Here is a 22,539-nt window from a genome sequence, read left to right on the forward strand (position 1 = left end):
CCTGGATACGAGAACGGGAACCCGCGATCGCGCGAACCGATCGCGGGTTCCCGTCGATGTCGTGCGGTCAGGCGGCGACGGACGCCTTCGTCTCCTGACGATTGCGCCGGATGCTGCTGGCGAACGCCGCGCCGATGAGCGCGACCCCCACCAGACCCGTGATGATCTCGTTCACGTGATGGCCGATCGAGTACAGCAGGATGAACGCGAGCGCACCGATCGCCCAGTGCGCGCCGTGCTCGAGGTAGCGGTACTCCGACAGGGTGCCCTTGCGGACGAGGAACACCGTGATCGAGCGGACGAACATCGCGCCGATGAAGCCGAGGCCCAGCGCAATGATGATCGGATCGGAGGTGATGGCGAACGCGCCGATCACGCCGTCGAAGGAGAACGACGCGTCGAGCACCTCGAGGTAGAGGAACAGGAAGAATCCGGCCTTGCCGGTGGCCTTGGCCAACTGGGTGGGCCCGCCGGTGGCTTCTTCCTCACCTTCCTCGGGGATGTGGAACATCTCGCCGAGGCCGTTGACGGCGATGTAGGTGATCATGCCGAGTACGCCGGCGATCATCACCGTGGCGACCTTGTCCTCGGGGGCGAGGATCGTAGCGGTCAGCACGAGCAGCACCGACGCGACGACGACCTCGAGCTGGTCGAGCTTGCCGGCCCGCGCGAGCGGACGCTCGAGCCACGCGAGCCACTTGATCTCACGTTCCTCGAAGATGAAGTTCAGGAACAGCATCAGCAGGAACATGCCACCGAAGCCGGCGATCTGCGGGTGTGCCTCGGTGATGATGGTCTCGTAGCTGGGACTTCCGTCGGGGAAGTACGCGGCGTCGTTCGGCGGTGGGTTCAGGGCGAGGTCGAGTGCCTCCACCGGACCGAGGCCGGAGGCGATCCACACGATGAGCAGCGGGAAGATCAGTCGCATGCCGAACACGGCGATGAGGATGCCGATGGTGAGGAAGATCTTCTGCCAGAACTCGCTCATCCGCTGCAGTACGGTGGCGTTGATGACCGCGTTGTCGAACGAGAGCGAGACCTCGAGGACGCCGAGGATCGCGGCGAGGAACAGTGCCTGGGGTCCGCCGTAGAGGAAGGCGACCACCAGAGACACGACGGTGACGGCGAACGATATGCCGAAAATGCGCAGAACCACGAAGCGTGGCCTTTCTGTCTGGATCGGGCGGTGCAGGGTGGTTACTGCAGCAAACTATCGGTGACCCAAGGAAAGCGGCCCCCGGCGATGAAGCCGGGGGCCGGATCCGGGGTCCGGAGGAACGTCAGACGTTGACGCCGTAGTCACGGGCGATGCCCGCCAGACCGGACGCGTAGCCCTGGCCGATGGCGCGGAACTTCCACTCCGCACCGTGCCGGTACAGCTCACCGAAGACCATGGCGGTCTCGGTGGACGCGTCCTCCGACAGGTCGTAGCGGGCCAGTTCGTTGCCGTTGGCACGGTCGACGACGCGGATGTAGGCGTTGCGGACCTGGCCGAACGACTGGCTGCGGGAGTCGGCGTCGTAGATCGAGACCGGGAAGAAGATGCTCTCGATGTTCGCCGGCACGGCGGTCAGGTCGACGTTGACGACCTCGTCGTCGCCCTCGCCCTCGCCCGTGCGGTTGTCGCCGATGTGCTCGATCGAGCCGTCCGGGGACTTGAGGTTGTTGAAGAAGACGAAGTGCTGGTCCGAGACCACCTTCTTGTCGGCGCCGGTCGCGATCGCGCTGGCGTCGAGGTCGAAGTCGGCACCGGTGGTGCTGCGGATGTCCCAGCCGAGGCCGACGGCCACGGCGGTGAGGTTCGGCGCTTCCTTGGTGAGGGAAACGTTGCCGCCCTTGGTCAAGCTGACGCCCATGCGGGGTCCTTTCGATCTGTCGGTCCGGACGAGGTGCCCGGGCGGGCACGCCCGATTTGCGCGTGTCCCACCACCCTAATAGCTGATGCGCGCCCACGCCCCCGCGCTCCGCATGCACACGGGACCGAAGGGCGCGGACCAGTACCATTCGGGGCGTGGCGAGCCGATGGACGCGCCGCCTCTTCGGCGGTGGGAGCACCGACGATCCGGTGGCGCTGCGCGCCTACGACGCGATGGTCGCCGCGTTCCTCGACATGGACCGGCGCCAGTCCGTCGCCGAGGCCGGGGTCACGGCCTCGCACGAACTCACCCCGCAGCGCGGCCTGCGGCGGGAGTGGGAACCCGTCCGCGAAGCGTGCTACCGCGCGGCCGAAACGTACCTGCACCTCTCCCGCACCGAACCGTCCGATCCGCTCGCCCCCGCCCCGGCCTACGAACAGGCCCTGCAGCAGATCGGTCTCGCCACCCGCACCCTCGACGAGTTCTACGACCGCCACCGCGCGCACCTCGAGCACTCGGTCGCGGTGGCCCGGACCGTGCCGCAGCTCGCCCGGCAGGTCCGAACCGAGGCGCAGGCGGCGGCGGCACTGGTGACCGCACCCGAGCAGGCGGCATACGCCGACTACCCGTCCGTGCGGGCCGCGGCGGACACGCTCGACGCGGAGATCCGGGCGCTCGATTCGGCCGTGGGAACCGGGGCGGTCCGAACCGCGGCACGACGAGCCGAGGAGGCAGCGACCGCCCTGCGCCGCGCCCTCGCGCAGGCACCGGACCGAGCCGAGTCCGCCCGGAAGGCTGTGGCATCGGTCACCACCCGGCTGTCTGCGGTCCGCACCCGCGCCGAGAGCCTGGCGCCGGCGTTCTCGGCGCTGCTGCGCGAGTTCAACGCCGCCAGCTCGGCCGACCTGGCCGGCAACGAACGCGCCGCCCGCGAGTTCCTCGACCGGGCCGACGCCGACGTGTCCGCGGCGCGAACGGCAGCGGCCGCGAACCGGCCCGAACAGGCGCTGGAGCTGACCGCGGCGGCCCGGGCATCGCTCACCCAGGCCGAACGGTACGTCGACGCCGTCACCGACCGGCTGTCCGTCCTCCGCGAGGTCCGCCGTGATCCGGCCGCGAAGGTGGAGCAGGTACGGTTCCGTCTGCGCGACGCGCAACAACTCGCGGTCCAACGGGGGTTGACCGCAGAATGGGGTTCGGTGCTCGACGCGCAGCTCGATCGGATCGACAGGGCAGTCGGTTCGCTCACCGGAGTACACCCCGACTACTGGGCGTACGTCCGGGAGCTCGACGCCGTTTCGCGCTTCATCGCCGGTGTGGTGCAACGAATGAGAGGACGAACGGACGAGGTATGAGTGGGGGAACCTTCACCGACATGCGCACGATGCATCATTTCCACCACCTCGACGGCGCGACCCGGGACACCTTGTTCCTGCATCCGCCGCAACCGTTCTCCGATGCCGACGAGCGTGAGCGGCTCGCCGTCGCGCTCGGGGCGACCCTGTACGTGCCCGCCACCCGCTCGGATCTCGCCGCCACGGTCGCGCGCCGCAGCGGGGAGGGCGTCGCCTCGATGGTGATCGACCTCGAGGACGCCGTCGCCGATCACGAGGTCGAGGACGGCCTGCGCAACGCGGTCGCCACCCTCGACGCACTCGCCGGCACCGCCGCCGCGACGATGCTGCTGTTCGTCCGGGTGCGCACCCCCGACGGTGTCGACCGCATCGCCGACACCCTGGGACCGGGCGTCGCCGCGCTGACCGGATTCGTCCTGCCCAAGTTCACCGCGGCGTCGGGTCCGGCGTTCCTCGACGCCGTGGCTGCGGCCTCGGAACGGCTGGGCAAGCCGCTGTACGCGATGCCGGTGCTCGAATCCGCCGAGCTGGTGCACCGGCAGACCCGCGACGGCGAACTCCAGCAGATCGCCGCGCTCCTCGCCGGGCACCGCGACCGCGTGCTGGCCGTGCGGATCGGCGCCACCGACATGTGCGGCACCTTCGGCATCCGCCGCGACTGCGACCTGACCATCTACGACGTGCGGGTCGTGGTCGACGTCATCGCCGACGTCGTCAACTACCTGGGCCGCACCGACGGCACCGGATTCGTCATCACCGGTCCGGTCTGGGAGTACTTCGCCGATCACGAGCGCATGTTCCGCCCGATGCTGCGGGCCACGCCGTTCGCCGAGCACGACGCGGTGCTGTTCCGGCAGCAGCTCGTCAGCCGGGATCTCGACGGCCTGCTGCGGGAGATCGCCCTGGACCGGGCGAACGGCATCCAGGGCAAGACCGTGATCCACCCCTCGCACGTGGCGGCCGTGCACGCGCTGTCCGCCGTGACGCACGAGGAGTACCACGACGCGATCGACATCCTCGGCGGTGACGCGGGCGGCGTACAGGCCTCCGGATACCGCAACAAGATGAACGAGCGGCGCCCGCACCGCACCTGGGCGGAGCAGACGTTGCTGCGCGCGTCGGTGTTCGGCGTCACCAACAAGGGAGTGACTTTCGTGGACCTGCTGACGGCACTGGTGGACCGGTGATCACCGGAGTGCGGTCGCCTTGGGCGACGGAACAGTTCGGGCTCGAGCTGCAACACCTGGCGTCGGCCACCGGCGACACCGTGCCGGACCTCGTCGTGCCGGGACTGCGCCGCAATCCTCGTCGCGCGCACCTGCTGGTCTCCACCGTCCTCGGCAAGCACATCCCCACCGAACCGGCCGCGGTGATCGGCGCGGGCGACCGGCTCGGCGATCTCGTCGCGGACCTGCTCGGCTCCGCCGCGTCCGATGCGGTGGTCCTCGGTTTCGCGGAAACCGCAACGGGACTGGGCCATTGCGTGGCGAGCCGGTTGCGGGCACGTTGCTACCTGCACTCCACCCGCCGCGACGTGCCCGGCGCCGGCACCTTCGCCGGATTCGAGGAGGGCCACTCGCACGCCACGTCGCACCTGCTCCAGCCGACGTCGCCGGAACTGTTCGCCAACGACGCGCCGCTGGTCCTGGTGGACGACGAGATCTCCACCGGGGCAACTGCGGTCGATGCCATCCGGGCCCTGCACCGGCACAGTCCCCGCGCCCGGTACGTCGTCGCGTCGCTGGTGGACATGCGCACCGCCGAACACCGTCGCGCCGTCGCCGAGGCGGCCACCGGGCTCGGTGTCCGCATCGACCACGTGAGCCTTGCGACGGGGCACACCGTTCTTCCCGGCGGACTCACCGAGCGGGTGGGCGCGCTACCGGACCCGGACCTGAATCCGGTTGCGCCGGAACGCGGCACCGTCGACTTCGTCACGCTGCCGTGGCCGGCGACCGTGCCTGACGGCGGCCGGCACGGGTTCCTGCGCACCGACACCACGGCCTTCGACACCGCGATCGACCGCGCCACCGACGCCGTGACCACCGCCCTGACCCCGGGACGCCCGGTCGTCGTCGTGGGTCACGAGGAACTGATGTACCTGCCGCTGCGCATCGCCGACGCGCTCGCCGGCAGGGGGGTTGCCACGCGATTCCAGACCACCACCCGCTCCCCCGCATACGTCCGGGACGTGCCCGGCTACCCCCTGCGCCGCGGATTCACCTTCACCGCACCCGAACCGGACGACGTCCCGCGCTACCTCTACAACGCGCGGTGGCCGGAGGGGGAACGCGCACAGCTGCTGCTCGTGGTGGACGCTCCCGCCGACACCGACCGTCTGCGCGCCGACGGGGGGCTGCTCGACGTGCTGACAGCCGCCGGGGAGGACGTCGTCGTGGCCGTCGTGCCCGCCACCGATCCCGCCGTGCTGCGCGCCGACCGGGAGGGCCGATGACGACCCCGTTGACCGGGCCCGGCTTCGGCTCCTACGCCGCGGACGAGGTGAGCTGGCTCCTCAAGGACCTCTCGCACGTCGCACTCGAGGCCGACGTCGCCGAACGCGAGCGCCGCATCCAGGCGGGCCTCGCCCACTACGCCGAGTCGCTGCCGATCGAGTACCAACCCGATGCCGCCTACCGCGAGCTGTTCGACAAGGTGCTCGCCGCGACGGCGGGGCGCCTCGCCCACGCCGTCGGTACCGTGACCGAACTGCTGCTCGCCGAACGGGGCCGGGACCTGACGCTCGTATCGCTGGCCCGCGCAGGCACTCCCGTCGGGATCCTGATCCGTCGCTGGGCGCAGCGGCACCACGGGCTGAACCTGCCGCACTACGCGGTGTCGATCGTGCGGGGCCGTGGTATCGACTTCGCCGCCCTCGACCATGTGACGGCACGACACGATCCGGCCTCGGTGGTGTTCGTCGACGGCTGGACCGGCAAGGGCGCCATCGCCCGCGAACTCACGGCGGCCCTGGCCGAGTACCGGGCCGCGGGCGGCCCGGAGCTTTCCGACGACCTCGCCGTGCTCGCCGATCCCGGGTACTGCGTGCGGACCTACGGCACCCGCGACGACTTCCTCATCGCCTCGGCGTGCCTGAATTCCACTGTATCCGGACTGGTTTCACGCACCGTCCTCAACGAAACCCTGATCGGCCCGGGCGAGTTCCACGGCGCCAAGTTCTACGCCGAACTTGCCGGCGAGGACGTCTCGGCGGTCCTCCTCGACACCGTGGCGGCCGAGTTCGGCGACCGGGAGGCCGCGGTCACCGCCGCCGGGAACATCCTGCACTCCGATCGCACCCCCACGTGGGCGGGCTGGGAGTCGGTGGAGAAGGTGCGGGCCGAGTACGGCATCTCCACTGTCAACTACGTCAAACCCGGTGTCGGCGAGACCACCCGGGTGCTGCTGCGGCGCGTGCCGTGGCGGGTGCTGGTCCGCGAGGCCGACGCCGAGGAGCACGCGCACATCCGGATGCTCGCCGCCGCCCGCGACGTGCCGGTGGACGTGGTTCCCGACCTGGCATATTCGTGCATGGGCCTGATCAAGGATCTGCCGTGACCACCACCCTCGTCGCCACCGATCTCGACCGCACGATGATCTACTCACGCGCCGCGATGGGCGAATCACCTGTCCCCGACGGCGATCTGGTGTGCGTCGAGCACTACGACGGCGCACCCCTGTCGTACGTGACCGTCACATCCGCGCAGCGCCTGCGCGACCTCACCGCGGCGGCGGTGGTGGTGCCGACCACCACGCGCACCCCGGAGCAGTTCCGGCGCATCGACCTGCCCGGGGCGCCGTGGCGGTACGCGATCGCCAGCAACGGCGGCATGATCCTCGCCGACGGGGTACCGGACGCCGGTTGGCGGCAGGCAGTGGACACGGCCGTGCGCACCGAGGGCGCCGGACTCGACGAGGTCACCGCCGAACTGCGCCGCCGCATCTCCGACGACTGGGTGCACAAGTTCCGGGTCGCCGACGAACTGTTCTGCTATCTCGTGATCGACGTCGCCGCGCAGCCCGTCGGCTTCCTCGACGAATGGGACCACTGGTGCCGGCGCCGCGGATGGAACGCGTCTCAGCAGGGCCGCAAGCTGTACACGATGCCGTCGGCGGTGTGCAAGAGCCGCGCGGTCGCCGAGGTCCGCCGACGTCTGGTCGACGACGGCACGCTCGTCCCGGACGCCGTCGTACTCGCCGCCGGGGACGGCGCGCTCGACGCCGAGATGCTGACCGCCGCCGACGCCGCGATCCGGCCGCGCCACGGCGAACTCGAGGCGCTGGACTGGCGGCACCCGACACTGACGGTGACCCGGCAGGCGGGGATCCGGGCCGGCGAGGAGATCCTCGCCTGGTTCGCCCGATCCGCCCGGATCGGCGCGGCTTCGTACAGTGACAATGACGCCCCGCATTTCCCGAGACCGAGTTTCCCGAGACCGAGTTTCCAGTAACAGTGAGGACCCCACCCGTGCCCGTATCTCTCGCCAAGGGTCAGAACGGCCCCCTCACCGCCACCGACGTCGTCGTCTCGCTCGAGCTGACCACCCCGGCCGACCTGTCTGCCCTGTTGGTCAAGCCCGACGGCAAGGTGCGCTCCGACGCCGACTTCGTCTTCTTCAACCAGCCCACCGGGCCGGGGGTGCGGCTCGTGCCGGGCGCTCCCGGACAGGCCGCCTCGCTGGCCGTGTCGCTGAACCAGGTGCCGGCGGACATCGACCAGGTGCGCGCGGTCATCACCCTCGACGACGCGTCGAGCAGCTTCGGCCGCTTCGCCCCGCCGACCGCGCGGGTCGCCGACACCGCGGGCACCGTCCTCTACGAGTACCGGATCGACGGCCTGAGCAGCGAGTCGATCGTGATCGCCCTCGAGCTGTACCGGCGGCAGGGCACCTGGAAGGTCCGAGCCGTCGGCCAGGGCTACGCGGGCGGATTCGCCGCCCTCGTGACCGACCACGGCGTGAGCGTCGACGACGCGCCGGCCGCCGCCCCGCAACCGGCGCAGCCCGTCCCGCCTGCACCCCCGGCAGCGCCGCCCGTCCCGCCGGCCTACGCCACCCCGCCGGCGACCGCCCCGCAGCCCTACCCGCAGCCGGCCCCGCCGCAGCCGTACGTGCAGGCCTCCGCGCCGCAACCGGCGCCGGACGCCCAGCCCGAGGTCAGCCTCACCAAGAGCCGGCCCGTCAGCCTCGTCAAGGGCCAGAAGGTCACCCTCCGCAAGGAGGGCGGCGTGGCCCTGACCTACCTGCGCATGGGGCTGGGCTGGGACCCGGTCGCGAAGCGGGGCCTGTTCGGCAATCGTGCCGCCGACATCGACCTCGACGCGTCGGCTGTGCTGTTCGCCGACCAGAATCTCGTCGACGTCGCGTACTACGGGCAGCTGCGCTCCAAGGACGGCTCGATCCAGCACCAGGGCGACAACCTCACCGGCGAGGGCGCCGGCGACGACGAGGTCGTGCTCGTCGACCTCACCCGCGTACCCGCCCACATCACGACCGTCATGTTCATCGTCACCTCGTACAAGGGCCACACCTTCGAGCAGGTCGCGAACGCGTTCTGCCGGCTGGTGGACGGCACCAACAACGCCGAGCTGGCCCGCTACACCCTGCAGGGCGGCATGCCGTTCACCGGCATGGTGATGGCCAAGGTGTACCGGCAGGGGCAGGACTGGAAGCTCCAGGCCATCGGCGAGGGGATCCAGGCCAAGCATCCCGGTGAGGCCGCGCCGCAACTCGGCCGGTTCCTGGTGTCCTGACGCCGTGACGGGGAGATTCACGGCGCTGGGGCGCTGAGCCCGGGGTCGAACCGGACATCCGCGCGGGGTTGTGCTCCTTGCGCGCGTCCGTACCCGCGCAAGAAGCACTTCTACGCGCAGGGACAGTCGCCCACTGCCCGACCCCCGACATAGGCACTCGCTATCGGTCGCTGTGGATCTTGGACTTTGTCCCCTCGACGCGGCGGTGGTCGACTGATCGGGCACGGCGGGCCCGGCATCGAGGCGCTCGCCGAACGGAACGAGGAGTGTGATGTGAGCGGTCTGCACCTTCCGCAGCGGGTCCGGCAGCACGCGGCGGAACGGCCGGACGCACTCGCACTGACCTGCGGCGACACCACCGTCACCTTCGCCGAGCTCGACGGGCGCACCAACCGGGTCGCGACCGCCCTGAACGGGCTGGCCCGGCGCGGCGGGCGGATCGGGGCCCTGCTGCGCATGCGCCTCGAGGCCGCCGAGACGTTCGTCGCCTGCGGGAAGGCGGGGCTGGTGTTCGTCCCCCTGAACTGGCGGCTCACCCCGGCGGAGGCCGCCCGCATCGCCGAGGACGCGGAACTCGACGTGCTCGTCGTCGAATCCGGGTTCGCCGCGGCAGCGGAGGCGATCCGTGCCGCGCTGCCCGGCCTGCCCGTCGTCCTCGTCGACGCCGAACCCGGCGACGAGCTGCTGCCGGGGGCGTGGACGTGGCAACGACTCGCCGGTAGCGGCACGGACGACGATCCCGGCCGCGGCGACGATCCCGACGCGGTCCTGTTGCAGCTCTACACCTCCGGCACCACCGGCACGCCGAAGGGCGTGCTCATCACGCACCGCAACCTCCACAACGACGAGGAGGGGCAGCGCATCTACCACTGGCAGCCCGAGTCGGTGGCGCTGAACGCGATGCCGCTGTTCCACATCGCCGGCGCCGGCTGGCTGAGCACCTGCCTGTCCGCCGGGGTGCACGCCGTCCTGCTCGGCGAGTTCCATCCGCGCACCGTCGCCTCGCTCGTCGAGCAGCATGGCATCACCCACGCGTTCCTGGTGCCCGCGACCGTGCAGATGCTGCTCGACCTGACCGACCTGGACTCGTTCGACCTGTCGAGCCTGCAGCTGATCTTCTACGGCGCCTCCCCGGTCACCCCGACGATGCTGCGGCGCGCCGTGCGCACCCTCGGCTGCGGCTTCGTCCAGCGTTACGGGATGACGGAGACGAGCGGGTCCGTCACCGCACTGCGCGTCGAGGACCACGACCCGACCGGTCCGCGCTCCTACCTGCTGCGCTCGGCGGGCCGCCCGATGCCCGGGGTGGAGATCGCCATCCGCGACGTCGTGACCGGGGAGGACCTGCCGGTCGGACAGTCCGGCGAGATCGTGTGCCGCTCCCGGCACAACACGTCCGGCTACTGGCGGCGCCCGGAGGAGACCGCGGCGCTGTTCACCGACGACGGGTTCCTGCGCACCGGCGACGCCGGCCACCTCGACGAGGACGGCTTCCTGTTCGTCACCGACCGGGTGAAGGACATGATCATCACCGGCGGCGAGAACGTCTACCCGATCGAGGTGGAGTCGGTGCTCGCCGAGCATCCCGCCGTCGCCGAGGTCGCCGTGATCGGGGTGCCCGACCGCAAGTGGGGCGAGGCCGTCACCGCCGTCGTGCGGGTGGCCGACGGTACCGCCGCGCCGGACGCGAGCGAACTGGTCGCGTTCACCATCGGCCGGCTCGCCTCCTACAAGAAGCCGCAGCGCATCCACTTCGTGAGCGAGCTGCCGCGCAACGCCGGCGGCAAGATCCTCAAACGCACGCTGCGCGACAGCCTCGCGGAGGACGTGTCATGACGGCGGTCGAGGTCGTCGGCGTCGTGCAGCAGGAGGCGTGGCGGCGCGGTGAGCTGCCGCCGGTCGAGCAGGTCCGGCCCGGGCTGTGGTCGATTCCCGTGCCCATGCCGAACAATCCGCTGCGCTACGTGCTGGTCTACGCCCTGGCCCTGCCCGACGGCCTGGCCCTGATCGACGTCGGCTGGGACTCGGAACAGTCCTGGCAGGCCCTGGTCGACGGGATCCGGCAGACCGGGCACGACGTCACCGAGGTCCGGTTCGCGGCGATCACCCATCTGCACCCCGACCATTTCGGTCTGGCGCCGCGGCTGCGCGAGGTCAGCGGTGCCGCGCTGGCGATGCACGCCGCCGACGCGTCGCTGCTCGGCCACCACACCGCGACGGACCGGGAAGGGTACGCCGCGTCGTGGGCCCGGCAGCTGGCCCGGCTCGGAGCGCCCGAGGAGGTCCGATCGGGCGAGGTCATGGAACTGGTCCGCTTCGGGCCGCGCGAATCGCTCGACGTCGTACTCGACGACGGCACCCCCCTCGACCTGCCCGGCTGGGATCTGCGCGCCGTGTGGACGCCCGGCCACACCCCCGGTCACCTGTGCTTCGTCGACGACACCCACGAACTGGTGTTCAGCGGCGACCACATGCTCCCCCGCATCAGCCCCAACATCTCCACCATCCCGGGTGAGCTGCCGAATCCGTTGCACCGCTACCTGCTGTCGCTGCACGCCACCGTCGGCCTGCCCGACGGTGAGGTCTTCCCCGCGCACGAATACCGTTTCCGCGGTGTCGCTTCCCGGGCGCAGGCGCTGCTCGGCCACCACGAGGAACGGCTGGACGAGATCGCCGACGTCGTCTCCCGGCATCCCGGATCCACGGCATGGGAGGTCTCCACCCGGATCTCGTGGTCCCGGCCGTTCGAGACGATGTCGCCGCGGCTGCGCCGGCTCGCGGTGCGCGAGACCGACGCCCACCTGCTGGTTCTCGCCGACCGGGGAGTGGTCACCGGATGCGGCACCGATCCGGACCGCTGGACGCCGGCCGTGGCCACCCCCGTACGATAAGCGAGTGGACCTTCACCTCATCACCTACTTCGTCGCGGTCGTCGACCGAGGTGGGATCACGAAGGCCGCCCAGTCCCTCTACATTTCGCAACCGTCGCTGTCGCAGGCCATCCGGACTCTCGAACGTCGGCTCGGCACAACCCTGTTCGACCGCACGGGACGCCGGCTCACGCTGACAGAGGACGGACGCCGCCTCGACGTAGCGGCCCGCCGGATCCTCGCCGACGTCGAGCGTGCGAAGGCGAAGGTGGCCGCGGTACGCGAACTCGTCTCGGGCCGCGTCGACGTGGTGACGTACTCGTCGTTCTCCTTCGATCCGATGATCGAGCTCGCGCGCCGCTTCCGTGATCGCTACCCGCACATCCTGGTGCGGATCGTCGACGCGGACGGCCCGGGCGGTGTGCACACCGCGCTGCGACGCGGGGAGGCCGAGATCGGGGTGACCGACCTGTCGGTCGAACACGCCGGCATGATCACCGTGCCGCTGTTCGAACAGGAACTCGTGCTCGCCCTCCACCACGACCTCGCGGCCGACCTGCCGGATCCGGTCCCGCGCGTCCGTGTGCGGGACGTGCCGCTCGTCGTCGATGTCGGTGACCGCACCAACGCAGCGAAGGCCGGTGAGCTGCTCGCCGAGAACGCCGCCAACGTCGTCGTCGACTGCGCCCACCCGGCGGCGACGTGGGAGCTGGTGTGCCTGGGCACCGGCGCGACGGTGGTGCCCAGGCCGGTGGCCGAACAGCAGATGCCCACGGTGACGGTGCGGCCCCTGGAACCGCCGCTGACGCGGCCGGTCGGGCTGGTGCTGCGTGCGGGTGAGCCGTCGCCGGCCGCGGCGGCGTTCCTCGAGGTCGCCTCGACACTGCGACAGGGAGCGTAGGACTGTGGATTTCCGGCAGGTGGAGTACTTCCTCGCGGTCGTCGAGAACAACGGCATCAACGGGGCGGCGGCCGCGCTCGGCGTCGCACAGCCGACGGTGTCGCAGGCGCTGCGCAGCCTCGAACGCGAACTCGGCGTCGAGCTGTTCCACCGCATCGGCCGCGGCATGGTCCTCACCGCAGCCGGGCGCAGCCTCGTCGGCCCGAGCCGGCAGATCCTGCGCGACGTGACCGCCGTCGAGGAGTTGCTGACCACGTCCGACGGCGCGGTCGCGGGCCGGCTCGACATCATGGCGTTCCCGTCGCTGTCCGTCGGACCGCTGGTGGAACTGATCGCCCGGTTCCGGCGCGAGTATCCGAAAGTGGCGGTGCGGCTCTCGCCGCTACGCGACGAGGAGCAGGTCGCGTCGTTGATTCGCGATGGCCACTGCGAGTTCGTCGTCGCGCACCTGCCGCTCGAGGGCGGTGACGGACTCGAGGTGATCGAACTCGGCGAACAGGAGTACTGGCTGGCGTATCCGCCGGGGTTCGAGGTTCCGGAGGGCCCGATCCACCTGTCCGAATTGCCGGACATTCCCATGGTGTTCGCGCCGACGGGCGCCTCGATGGTCGACGCGGTGGAATCGGCACTGCGCGCGGCCGGCGCCCGGCCGGAGATCTCCGTGCTCGTCGGCCAGCGCGAGGTCCGGCTGCCGATGGTGGCGGCTGGACTCGGCGGGTCGATCGTGGATCGGGTACCCGCCGAGGCCGCCGGGGACCGGGTCGTGGTCCGCGCATGCGAACCGCGGCTGGCGCGCGCGTACGGACTCGCCTTCGACCCCGCCTCTCTGTCGGCGGTCGGTCAGGCGTTCGTCGACCTGGTACGCCGGCGCTGACGCGCCGGTGCGCCCTTTGGGCGGCCCTGGCAACCCAAAGGACACACCGGCGGCTACGCCGCCTTTTCGAATACCGCGGCCAGGCCCTGGCCGCCGCCGATGCACATCGTCTCGAGGCCGTAACGGCCGTCGCGGCGGTGCAGCTCGCGGGCGAGCGTCGCCAGCATGCGGCCGCCGGTCGCGCCGACGGGGTGGCCGAGGGAGATGCCGGAACCGTGGACGTTGGTGCGTTCGAAATCGGCTGCGCCGAAATTCCATTCGCGGGTCACCGCGAGCGCCTGCGCCGCGAACGCCTCGTTGAGCTCGATGACGTCGACGTCCGCGAGGGTGATGCCGGCCTTCGCGAGGGCCTTCTCCGTGGCCGGGACCGGGCCGATGCCCATGATCTTCGGCGCCACGCCGGCCAGCCCCCAGGACACGACCCGAACCAGCGGGGTCAACCCCAGCTCCGCGGCCTTCTCCGGGGTCGTGACCAGGCACATCGATGCGGCGTCGTTCTGGCCGCTGGCATTGCCGGCGGTGACCGTCGCCTCGGGATCCTGCTTGCCCATGATCGGCTTCAGCCTCGCCAGCGACTCGACGGTGACGTCCGGACGGGGATGCTCGTCGGTGTCGATGACCTCGTCGCCGGCACGGGTGGTGACGGTGACCGGCACGATCTCCTCGGCGAGGATGCCGTTCTTCTGCGCGGCGACGGCCCGGGCATGGGACGACACGGCGAGTTCGTCCTGCTCGAGCCGGCTGATGCCGTAGTCGCGGCGCAGGTTCTCGGCGGTCTCGATCATGCCGCCGGGCACCGGGTAGTGGCGTCCGCCCGCGGTGGCGCGGGCCCGCACCAGACTGTCGTGCATCTGCACACCGGTGCGCGCACCGCCCCAGCGCATGTCGACGGAATAGAACGAGGCGTTGCTCATCGACTCGGCACCGCCGGCGACGACGACGTCGTTGTCGCCGTTGCCCACCTGCAGCGCTGCCTGGATGACGGCCTGCAGACCCGAGCCGCAACGACGGTCGATGTGCATGCCCGGCACCGTGATCGGGAGTCCGGCGTCGAGCGCGACGACACGGCCGATGGCCGGCGCTTCGCTGTTGCCGTTGCAGTGGCCGAGGATGACGTCCTCGATCGAGTCGGGGGCGATCCCGGTGCGGTCGAGCAGGCCCTTCAGGGCGGCGACACCGAGGTCTACGGCGTTGAGGGACTTGAACATTCCACCGTAGCGACCGATGGGGGTGCGGACGGGCTCGCAGATGACGACTTCGCGCATGACGACCTTCGGGAGAGGAGAGGGATAGTGAAAGAGACGGTGAGACAGGGACTCACATGAAGCGGCCGCCGGTGACCTCGAGCACCGTGCCGGTCATGTAGGAGGACATGTCGGAGGCGAGGAACAGGGCCACGGATGCGATCTCGGACACCTCGCCCGGTCGGCCCATGGGAATCTCGCTCATCTTCTGATCCCACGCCTTCTGCGGCATGGCCTCGGTCATCGCGGAACGGATCAGGCCCGGCTGGATCGCGTTGACGCGCACGCCGTGGTGCGCCATCTCCTTCGCGGCGGCCTTGGTCAGGCCGACGATACCTGCCTTCGCCGCCGAGTAGTTGGTCTGACCGACCATCCCGACCTTGCCGGAGAGCGACGAGATGTTGACGATGGCGCCGCGCTTGGCGTCGCGCATGATCGCCGACGCCTTGCGGGTGCCGTGCCAGGTGCCCTTGAGGTGCACGGCGATCACCAGGTCGAAGTCCTCCTCGGTCATGGTGCGCATCGTCGCGTCGCGGGTGATGCCGGCATTGTTGACGACGACGTCGAGCGAGCCGAATCCGTCGACGGCCTCCGCGAGGAGCGTGTCCCACTCGTCCGCGTTCACGACGTCGCACCGCACCGCGCGGGCCACGTCGCGGCCGCCGAGCTTCTCGGCGGCGGCCGTGGCGGCGTCGAGGTCGAGGTCGCCGAGGACCACCCGGGCGCCGGCGTCGACGAACTCCTGTGCGATTGCGAAACCGATGCCCTGAGCGCCTCCGGTGACGACGGCGGTTCGGTTCTCCAGCAGTGACATGAGGTTCCTTTCGCACGAGCCTGCCCGGTCCGGGGACGGCGGGAAGACACCGATGAATCGAGGACGCGGGCGACGCCCGTCGGCTGATGCTCCGAATATACCGAGAGGACCGGTGATTCGACCCCGCCCGATTCATCGACAGTGCCTATGTGGTGATGGGGCGATTCGTATTGGACACCCGAGGTCCCGGAACCGATGGTGGTGTCATGACAACCTCGACTGCGATGCCGGCCACTGAGGTGGACGACGACGACTTCCAGGAAATCCTCGCCCAGACCCGCGCATTCGTGCGTGGCGTGGTCGTGCCGCGCGAACAGGAGATCGCCGACACGAACGCGATCCCCGACGACATCCGCGCCGCGGCCAAGGAGATGGGTCTGTTCGGGTACGCCATCCCGCAGCAGTGGGGCGGGCTGGGTCTGAACCTGATGCAGGACGCCGAGCTGGCGATGGAACTGGGCTACACCACCCTGTCGCTGCGGTCGATGTTCGGCACCAACAACGGCATCGCCGGCCAGGTCCTCGTCGGGTTCGGCACCGACGAGCAGAAGACGCAGTGGCTCGAGAAGATCGCCTCCGGCGAGGTCGTCGCGTCGTTCGCCCTCACCGAGCCCGGCGCCGGCTCGAACCCGGCCGGGCTGCGCACCAAGGCCGTGCGCGACGGCGACGACTGGGTGCTCACCGGTGAGAAGCGGTTCATCACCAACGCCCCGATCGCGGACCTGTTCGTCGTGTTCGCCCGCACCCGCCCCGCCGACGCGAACGGCACCGGCATCGCGGTGTTCCTCGTCCCCGCCGACACCGCGGGCGTGACGGTGGGCAGCAAGGACGCGAAGATGGGCCAGGAGGGGGCGTGGACCGCGGACGTGCACTTCGACCAGGTGCGGGTGCCGGCGGCGGCGCTGGTCGGCGGCAGCGAGGACGTCGGCTACAAGGCCGCGATGACGTCGCTGGCCCGGGGCCGGGTGCACATCGCGGCGCTGTCGGTGGGGCAGGCGCAGCGCGCGCTGGACGAGTCGGTGGCGTACGCGGCGACCGCCACGCAGGGCGGCACCGCGATCGGCAGCTTCCAGCTGGTGCAGGCGATGCTCGCCGATCAGCAGACCGGGGTGATGGCCGGGCGGGCGCTGGTGCGCGACGCGGCGCGGGCGTGGGTGGCAGGCACCGACCGGCGGATCGCGCCGTCGGCGGCGAAGCTGTTCTGCACGGAGATGGTCGGCAAGGTCGCCGATCTGGCGGTGCAGATCCACGGCGGCACCGGCTACATGCGGGAGGTGCCGGTCGAGCGGATCTACCGGGACGTGCGGCTGCTGCGCCTGTACGAGGGCACCAGCGAGATCCAGCGCCTGATCATCGGCGGCGGACTCGTCAAGCAGGCCCAGCGCGGCTGACCCGCACCCGTGCGTGTTTCTGGCAGCAAGGGCTACCAGAACCACGCACGGGCAGAACGGCCTCGCCGTGCGTGTTTCCGGTAGTCGGTACTACCGAAAACACGCACGGCGAGGATGGTTCAGCGCGTGGCTGCGGACTGCTCGAGCCGCGTCCGCAGGTCCGTCTTGAGCACCTTGCCCGCCGCGGAGGTGGGCAGTGCGTCCACGAGGACGATCTCGCGAATCTTCTTGTAGGGCAAGACCTGCTCGGCGACGAACGCCATCAGCTCGGCCGGGTCGGGTTGCGTGCCCGGCACCGGCACCACGAAGGCGACCGGTTCCTGGCCGACGCTGCCGGCCTCCCGGCCGACCACCGCGGCCGTCGACACCGCCGGATGGGACACCAGGATCTCCTCGAGCTCACGCGGATACACGTTGTAGCCCTTGTAGATCAGCATGTCCTTGGCGCGATCGCAGATGTAGACGTAGCCGTCGGCGTCGCGGTAGGCGATGTCGCCGGTGTCGAGCCAGCCGTCCACGTACTGCTGCGCCGTGATCTCGGGATGGCCGAGGTAGCCGTCGGTCACCTGCGGGCCCCGGATCCACAGCTCGCCGCGCTCGCCCTCACCGAGGACGACGCTCGGATCGCCCTGTGCCCGGATCTCGAGCTCGGTGTCGAAGAGGGGCAGGCCCACACTGCCGAGACGGTAGGCCGATCCGACGACCAGCGGCATGGCGGTGACCACGCACGTGCCCTCGGTCAGGCCGTAACCCTCGGCCACACGGGCGTTCGGGAACGCCACCCCGAGCGCCTCGAGCGTGACGTGATCGATCGGCGCCGCACCCGACGACACGACCCGCACCGACGTGGTGTCCCGACGCGCGACGTCCGGGTGGGTGGCCAGCGCATGCCACATGGCCGGGCTGCCGGTGATGTAGCTGACGCGGTGCCGCTCGACGAGCTCGAGCATGCGCGCGGGGTCGAAGCGACCCGCGAGCACCTGCGTGAGGCCGCACAGCAGCAGGAACGACGTGTTGATCAGCGCGTGGGCGTGGAACAGCGGGGACACGACGACGGTGGCGCCCTCACCGGGGATCACCCCGTGCACGTCGAGCCCCTCGATCGGGCGCAGGGCGACCAGCCCGTCGCCGGTGGCGACGACCTGGTGGGCGGCCCGCCACCCGCACATCTGGGTCACGTTGGCGACCACGTTGCGGTGCAGCACCCGCACGCCCTTGGAGATGCCGGTGGTGCCGCCCGTGTAGGCCAGGTGCGCGACGTCCGTTCCGGCGACGTGCGCCGGTGTGAATGCGGTGGGCTGCCCGGCGAGGAAGTCGTCGAACCGCACCACAGCTGCGGACGTGGGTGGCGCGGAGACAGGGTCGCCGGATGCCACCACGATCGTCGCGACGGTGGTGCCCGCGGCAGCGCCGAGCAGCACCCCCAACTGCTGCGTCTGGGTCACGGCCGCGACGGCGCCGGTCTCCTCGATCTGCTTGCGCAGGCCGGGTTCCGGTTGCAGCGGATTGACCAGCGTCACGGTCGCCCCGGCCCGGAGCGCGCCGTAGTAGGCGACGAGGAACTCGATGCAGTTGCCCACGTGCATCAGCACCACGTCGCACGGGGCCACACCGGCTCCCTGGAGGGCGGAGGCGAACTGCGCGGAGCGCTCGTCGAGTTCCCGGTATGTGCACATCCGGTCCCCGTCGACGATCGCGGGGCGGTCGCCGTACAGGGCGGCCATGCTCGGCGCCCACACCGCCATCGTCACGTCCGGGTAGGTCAGCGACAGGGCCGGCACGTCGGTGCTCATCGTCGCCACCTCAGCGCGGGGCCATGCGGATGGCGCCGTCGAGCCGGATGGTCTCACCGTTGAGGTAGCCGTTCTCGAGGATCGACGTGGCGAGCTGACCGAACTCGTCGGGGCGGCCCAGGCGCGCCGGGTTCGGCACGGTCTTCTCGAGCGAGGCCCGCACGTCGTCGCGCAGGCGGGCCAGCAGCGGGGTGTCCATGATGCCCGGGGCGATCGTGTTGACGCGGATGTTCTTGCTCGCCAGGTCGCGGGCGGCGACGACGGTCATGCCGACGATGCCGGCCTTGGACGCCGAGTAGTTGATCTGGCCGATCTGACCCTCGAACGCCGCGACGGAGGCGGTCATCACGATGGCACCGCGCTCGCCGTCGACCGGCTCGAGCGCGGCCATGCGCTCGGCGCCGAGGCGCAGCGCGTTGAACGACCCGATGAGGTTGAGGCGGATCACGAACTCGAAGTCCTCGAGCGAACCGGCCTTGCCGTCCTTGTCGAGAACGCGCATCTTGCGGCCGGCGCCGGCGCAGTGCACGAGCCCGCGCAGACCGCCGCGCTCGTGCGCGACGTCCAGGGCGGCGGCGAACTGCTCGGCGTCGGTGACGTCGGCCGCAGCGAACGTGGCGCCGTCACCGAGGGACTTCGCGACGTCGGCGCCCGGTGAGCCGGGCAGGTCGACGAGGGTGACGGTGCCGCCGGCGTCGAGGACGCGGCGGGCGGTGGCCAGGCCGAGACCGGAGGCGCCGCCGGTGATCGCGACGGAAAGACCCTTCAGTTCCATATCTTTCGTTCCTTTGCGTGAAGTGCGTGTCAGAGCAGTTCGAGAATGGTGGCGTTGGCCATGCCGCCGGCCTCGCACATCGACTGCAGACCGTATCGGATTCCGTTGTCGCGCATGTGATGTGCCAGTCGAGTCATGAGGATCGCGCCGGATCCGCCGAGCGGGTGCCCCACGGCTATGGCGCCGCCGACCGGGTTCAGGCGCGCGTCGTCGACGCCGGTCTCGGCCTGCCACGCGAGCGGAACCGGTGCGAACGCCTCGTTGATCTCGAAGGCCCCGATGTCGTCGAGCGACAGGCCCGAGCGGTCGAGGGCCTTCTGGGTGGCGAGGATCGGTCCGGTGAGCATGATGACCGGGTCGTCGGCGGCGACGACGGCGGTGTGGATCCGCGCCATCGGCGTCCACCCCTGGGCGGCCGCGTACTCGCTGGTGGTGACGAGCAGGGCTCCCGCGCCGTCGGAGATCTGCGAGGAGTTGCCGGCGTGGATCACCCCGTCCTCCTTGAAGACCGTCTTCAGCTTGGCGAGCGATTCGACACTACCGCCGCGGCGGATGCCCTCGTCGGCGGTCAGCCCGGCGATCGGCGCGAGCTGCCCGGTGAAGGCTCCGGCGTCGGTCGCGGCGGCGGAACGCTCGTGCGAACGCAGCGAGAACTCGTCGAGGAGGGTGCGGGACAGGCCCCACTTCTCGGCCATCATCTCCGCGCCGACGCCCTGGCTGAAGCCGTCGACGCCGAACCGGTCGAGCACCTCCGTCGGGAAGTGCTCGCCGTTCTTCGCGGCCGTGCCCATCGGCACCCGGCTCATCACCTCGACGCCGCCGGCGATCACCACGTCGTTCTGGCCGGACAGGACGGTGGCGGCGGCGAACGAGACCGCCTGCTGGCTCGAACCGCAGGCCCGGGTCAGCGTGGTGGCCGGAACCGTCACGGGCCAGCCGGCGGCGAGCACCGCCGAGCGGGAGACGATGCCGGCCTGCTCGCCGACCTGGCTGACGCAACCCCAGATCACGTCGTCGACGGTGCCCGGATCGAGCCCGACCCGTTCGGCCAGCGCCGTCAGCACATGTGCCGACAGGTTGACGGGGTGGATCTCGGACAGGGCGCCGCCCCGGCGTCCGACGGGGGTGCGGACGGCATCGACGATCACGGCATCGCGCATGGGTGGATCCTTTGCAGTAGCGGGAGACGACGACCGGCCGGGTGGTGGCCCTCGATATCGAGTCGATCACGCACCCGGCCGGTGGGGAAAGGACATTCGGTGGATGGCTCCGTTAGGCGGAAGCTATGCCTTCGCCGGGGCCTCCGACCGGATGACGGCGCGGTCGCGTTCCGGGTTCGCGAAGACCAGGACCAGGATCGCGGCGACGATGCCCAGCGCACCGATGACCTGGAACGCGGTCGCGTAGCCCTCGGCCGCGGTGGCGGCGTTGTCGACGAGCACACCGGTGCCGTAGGGGGCGACGAGGCCGCCGACGGCCATGAGCGCGAGGAACACGCCCATCGTGCCGGCGGTCTGCTGCGGCGGGCACAGCTCGGAGATCGCGGCGTTGATGAGGGGGAAGGCGATCGCCCCGAAGCCGTAGCCGATGGACACGGCCGCGACCGCCAGGGCCGGGGTGCCGATGCTGGGCAGGAACACCAGGACGGAACCGCAGATCAGGACACCGGCACCGGGAACGATGATCCGCACGACGCGGGAGCGGTAGCCGCGCTGGGCGAGCCGGTCGGTGACCGAACCGGACGTGACCATCAGGATCAGGCCGACGATCGACGGCAGGGCGAACATCGAGCCGGCCTGCAGGGCGCTGTAGCCGAGACCCACCTCGAAGTAGGAGGGCAGCCAGGTCAGCACGACGGTGGTGAGCGCGTAGACGACCATGATCAGGACGACGCAGCTGAGGAACGTGCGGGTGAGGAAGATCTTCTTCCACGGCACCGACGGCTCGGTGGAGGCGGCGCCGGTCCCCTTCTTCACGGCCGTCGCGGTGAACGGGCCTTCCTTCCAGCCGGTCAGCCACGACGCCATCCACAAGGCACCGAGGATCGACAGCGCGATCAGGGCGGCGCGCCAGCCCCACTGGACGGTGATGTAGGCGAGGATCGGAGCGAGGGCGATCTTCGCGACCGACGCCGAGCCGGCGAGGAACGCGCCGGGCAGGCCGCGCTTGGCCGGGGGATGCCAGGAGTACGCGGCGGTGTGCATGAGCGCGGAGCTGGGGCCCTCGGCCAGGCCGAGCAGCATGCGGGTGACGATCAGCATCATCAGGCTCGCCGAGACGACCAGCGGCAGCATGACCACCGACCAGACGGCGCCCAGCGCCAGCAGCGCCCACCGCAGGGTGAGGTACTTGTTGAGGGGGCCGGCGAGGAAACCGCCGAGCGTGAAGGTCACGAAGAACAAGGATCCGACGAGGCCGATCTGGGAGGAGGACAGTCCCAGCTCGCGAGCCAGCGGCTGCGCGATGATGCCCAGCACAGCCTTGTCGGCATAGTTGACGACGTACAGGAAGATCACGAGGCCGGTCATGCCCCACGCCTGCTTGCCGCTGACGAGTGGGGTAGCCCCCTTCGGCGGGGCGCCGTGCGCTGCGTCGTGCGAGATTTCGCCAGTGGTCACCGGAGTGTCCCCTTAATGGCTCGAAGGGATGTGTCGGTCGGACGGTGCGTCGTCGACCGAGAGATGTGCACCGATCAGGCGCTCGGCATCCATTCAACGTGGTGTAGGTCACTGAAGCAATGTCCGGTCGGTGAATCGACCGATCACCGATACCTATGGACTTCCGGCGGTGCGAACGGGGCCATTGACGGCCGCTAACCGACCTATAGCCGAACGGTGTTGGTCCTACGGTCCGGCGGTGCTGCATATTTGGCCGTACAACTTCGTCGGCGCGTTCCGGGCTCCGACGTCCGGGC

19 protein-coding genes are annotated in these 22,539 nt (G+C 70.4%); 11 read left to right on the forward strand and 8 right to left on the reverse strand.

Annotated features, from left to right (window positions below):
• Nucleotides 1–67: 67 nt before the first annotated feature.
• Together ACWPQI_RS23450 and ACWPQI_RS23455 are read right to left on the reverse strand one after the other, a co-directional pair.
• Nucleotides 68–1,156, reverse strand: a complete 1,089-nt coding sequence (locus tag ACWPQI_RS23450) for a DUF475 domain-containing protein (protein ID WP_040269929.1) — start codon at nt 1,154–1,156, stop codon at nt 68–70.
• 124 nt (nt 1,157–1,280) lie between these two features.
• Nucleotides 1,281–1,856, reverse strand: coding sequence for a TerD family protein (locus ACWPQI_RS23455; protein ID WP_017680109.1), 576 nt, complete (start codon nt 1,854–1,856; stop codon nt 1,281–1,283).
• Between the two features lie 233 nt (nt 1,857–2,089).
• On the opposite strand from ACWPQI_RS23455, the gene ACWPQI_RS23460 reads away from it, so the two are divergent.
• From ACWPQI_RS23460 to ACWPQI_RS23505, 10 genes are all read left to right on the forward strand, one after another.
• On the forward strand, nt 2,090–3,211 hold the full coding sequence (locus tag ACWPQI_RS23460) for a hypothetical protein (protein ID WP_040269979.1): 1,122 nt from the start codon (nt 2,090–2,092) through the stop codon (nt 3,209–3,211).
• Nucleotides 3,208–4,398: an HpcH/HpaI aldolase/citrate lyase family protein gene (locus ACWPQI_RS23465; protein WP_474738524.1), complete on the forward strand. Its 1,191-nt coding sequence runs from the start codon at nt 3,208–3,210 to the stop codon at nt 4,396–4,398. The genes ACWPQI_RS23460 and ACWPQI_RS23465 overlap by 4 nt, the downstream gene beginning before the upstream one ends.
• Nucleotides 4,395–5,666 (forward strand): phosphoribosyltransferase family protein, encoded by a 1,272-nt coding sequence (locus ACWPQI_RS23470; RefSeq protein ID WP_082061193.1) that lies wholly within the window; start codon nt 4,395–4,397, stop codon nt 5,664–5,666. The genes ACWPQI_RS23465 and ACWPQI_RS23470 overlap by 4 nt, the downstream gene beginning before the upstream one ends.
• A complete protein-coding gene (locus ACWPQI_RS23475) occupies nt 5,663–6,769 on the forward strand; it encodes a cysteine protease StiP family protein (RefSeq protein WP_040269933.1) in 1,107 nt (368 codons plus the stop codon). The genes ACWPQI_RS23470 and ACWPQI_RS23475 overlap by 4 nt, the downstream gene beginning before the upstream one ends.
• A gap of 35 nt (nt 6,770–6,804) precedes the next feature.
• Complete coding sequence (locus tag ACWPQI_RS23480) at nt 6,805–7,662, forward strand: hypothetical protein (protein WP_052455226.1); 858 nt, start codon at nt 6,805–6,807, stop codon at nt 7,660–7,662.
• A 17-nt stretch (nt 7,663–7,679) separates the two neighbouring features.
• Entirely contained in the window at nt 7,680–8,963 is a 1,284-nt protein-coding gene (locus ACWPQI_RS23485) for a TerD family protein (protein ID WP_040269938.1), read from the forward strand.
• 273 nt (nt 8,964–9,236) lie between these two features.
• Nucleotides 9,237–10,799 (forward strand): long-chain-fatty-acid--CoA ligase, encoded by a 1,563-nt coding sequence (locus tag ACWPQI_RS23490; RefSeq protein WP_017680114.1) that lies wholly within the window; start codon nt 9,237–9,239, stop codon nt 10,797–10,799.
• A complete protein-coding gene (locus ACWPQI_RS23495) occupies nt 10,796–11,854 on the forward strand; it encodes an MBL fold metallo-hydrolase (RefSeq protein ID WP_017680115.1) in 1,059 nt (352 codons plus the stop codon). Before ACWPQI_RS23490 ends, ACWPQI_RS23495 begins: the two co-directional genes overlap by 4 nt.
• A 4-nt stretch (nt 11,855–11,858) precedes the next feature.
• Nucleotides 11,859–12,734 carry a LysR family transcriptional regulator gene (locus ACWPQI_RS23500; RefSeq protein ID WP_010594106.1) on the forward strand — a complete coding sequence of 292 codons (876 nt, stop codon included), beginning with the start codon at nt 11,859–11,861 and terminating at the stop codon, nt 12,732–12,734.
• A gap of 4 nt (nt 12,735–12,738) precedes the next feature.
• On the forward strand, nt 12,739–13,608 hold the full coding sequence (locus tag ACWPQI_RS23505) for a LysR family transcriptional regulator (protein WP_026137612.1): 870 nt from the start codon (nt 12,739–12,741) through the stop codon (nt 13,606–13,608).
• 53 nt (nt 13,609–13,661) lie between these two features.
• Here the strand turns inward: ACWPQI_RS23505 and ACWPQI_RS23510 are convergent, their stop codons facing one another.
• Together ACWPQI_RS23510 and fabG are read right to left on the reverse strand one after the other, a co-directional pair.
• The gene (locus ACWPQI_RS23510; protein ID WP_040269941.1) at nt 13,662–14,873 is read right to left on the reverse strand and encodes an acetyl-CoA C-acetyltransferase; all 1,212 of its coding nucleotides are present in this window, start codon (nt 14,871–14,873) and stop codon (nt 13,662–13,664) included.
• Nucleotides 14,874–14,925: 52 nt separating this feature from the next.
• On the reverse strand, nt 14,926–15,666 hold the full coding sequence (gene fabG, locus ACWPQI_RS23515; RefSeq protein WP_010594110.1) for a 3-oxoacyl-ACP reductase FabG: 741 nt from the start codon (nt 15,664–15,666) through the stop codon (nt 14,926–14,928).
• A 206-nt stretch (nt 15,667–15,872) separates the two neighbouring features.
• Here fabG and ACWPQI_RS23520 point away from each other — a divergent pair, with 206 nt between their 5' ends.
• Nucleotides 15,873–17,057, forward strand: coding sequence for an acyl-CoA dehydrogenase family protein (locus ACWPQI_RS23520; RefSeq protein ID WP_026137613.1), 1,185 nt, complete (start codon nt 15,873–15,875; stop codon nt 17,055–17,057).
• Between the two features lie 119 nt (nt 17,058–17,176).
• Here ACWPQI_RS23520 and ACWPQI_RS23525 read toward each other — a convergent pair whose 3' ends face one another.
• From ACWPQI_RS23525 to ACWPQI_RS23540, 4 genes are all read right to left on the reverse strand, one after another.
• On the reverse strand, nt 17,177–18,850 hold the full coding sequence (locus ACWPQI_RS23525) for a class I adenylate-forming enzyme family protein (protein ID WP_010594112.1): 1,674 nt from the start codon (nt 18,848–18,850) through the stop codon (nt 17,177–17,179).
• Nucleotides 18,851–18,860: 10 nt separating this feature from the next.
• Entirely contained in the window at nt 18,861–19,625 is a 765-nt protein-coding gene (locus tag ACWPQI_RS23530; protein ID WP_017680119.1) for an SDR family NAD(P)-dependent oxidoreductase, read from the reverse strand.
• Nucleotides 19,626–19,654: 29 nt separating this feature from the next.
• The gene (locus tag ACWPQI_RS23535; protein WP_474738525.1) at nt 19,655–20,785 is read right to left on the reverse strand and encodes a thiolase family protein; all 1,131 of its coding nucleotides are present in this window, start codon (nt 20,783–20,785) and stop codon (nt 19,655–19,657) included.
• A gap of 123 nt (nt 20,786–20,908) precedes the next feature.
• Nucleotides 20,909–22,243, reverse strand: a complete 1,335-nt coding sequence (locus ACWPQI_RS23540; RefSeq protein ID WP_026137614.1) for an MFS transporter — start codon at nt 22,241–22,243, stop codon at nt 20,909–20,911.
• Nucleotides 22,244–22,539 lie beyond the last annotated feature (296 nt).

The organism is Rhodococcus sp. LMD (assembly GCF_056108245.1).

Excerpts from the sequence above, each read along its gene's own strand:
- ACWPQI_RS23455 (WP_017680109.1), bottom strand. The coding sequence starts at position 1,856 with ATGGGCGTCAGCTTGACCAAGGGCGGCAACGTTTCCCTCACCAAGGAA.
- ACWPQI_RS23520 (WP_026137613.1), top strand. The coding sequence starts at position 15,873 with ATGACAACCTCGACTGCGATGCCGGCCACTGAGGTGGACGACGACGAC.
- ACWPQI_RS23530 (WP_017680119.1), bottom strand. The coding sequence starts at position 19,625 with ATGGAACTGAAGGGTCTTTCCGTCGCGATCACCGGCGGCGCCTCCGGT.
- ACWPQI_RS23495 (WP_017680115.1), top strand. The coding sequence starts at position 10,796 with ATGACGGCGGTCGAGGTCGTCGGCGTCGTGCAGCAGGAGGCGTGGCGG.
- ACWPQI_RS23525 (WP_010594112.1), bottom strand. The coding sequence starts at position 18,850 with ATGAGCACCGACGTGCCGGCCCTGTCGCTGACCTACCCGGACGTGACG.
- ACWPQI_RS23460 (WP_040269979.1), top strand. The coding sequence starts at position 2,090 with ATGGTCGCCGCGTTCCTCGACATGGACCGGCGCCAGTCCGTCGCCGAG.
- ACWPQI_RS23510 (WP_040269941.1), bottom strand. The coding sequence starts at position 14,873 with ATGCGCGAAGTCGTCATCTGCGAGCCCGTCCGCACCCCCATCGGTCGC.
- ACWPQI_RS23535 (WP_474738525.1), bottom strand. The coding sequence starts at position 20,785 with ATGCGCGATGCCGTGATCGTCGATGCCGTCCGCACCCCCGTCGGACGC.
- ACWPQI_RS23480 (WP_052455226.1), top strand. The coding sequence starts at position 6,805 with ATGATCTACTCACGCGCCGCGATGGGCGAATCACCTGTCCCCGACGGC.
- fabG (WP_010594110.1), bottom strand. The coding sequence starts at position 15,666 with ATGTCACTGCTGGAGAACCGAACCGCCGTCGTCACCGGAGGCGCTCAG.
- ACWPQI_RS23475 (WP_040269933.1), top strand. The coding sequence starts at position 5,663 with ATGACGACCCCGTTGACCGGGCCCGGCTTCGGCTCCTACGCCGCGGAC.
- ACWPQI_RS23465 (WP_474738524.1), top strand. The coding sequence starts at position 3,208 with ATGAGTGGGGGAACCTTCACCGACATGCGCACGATGCATCATTTCCAC.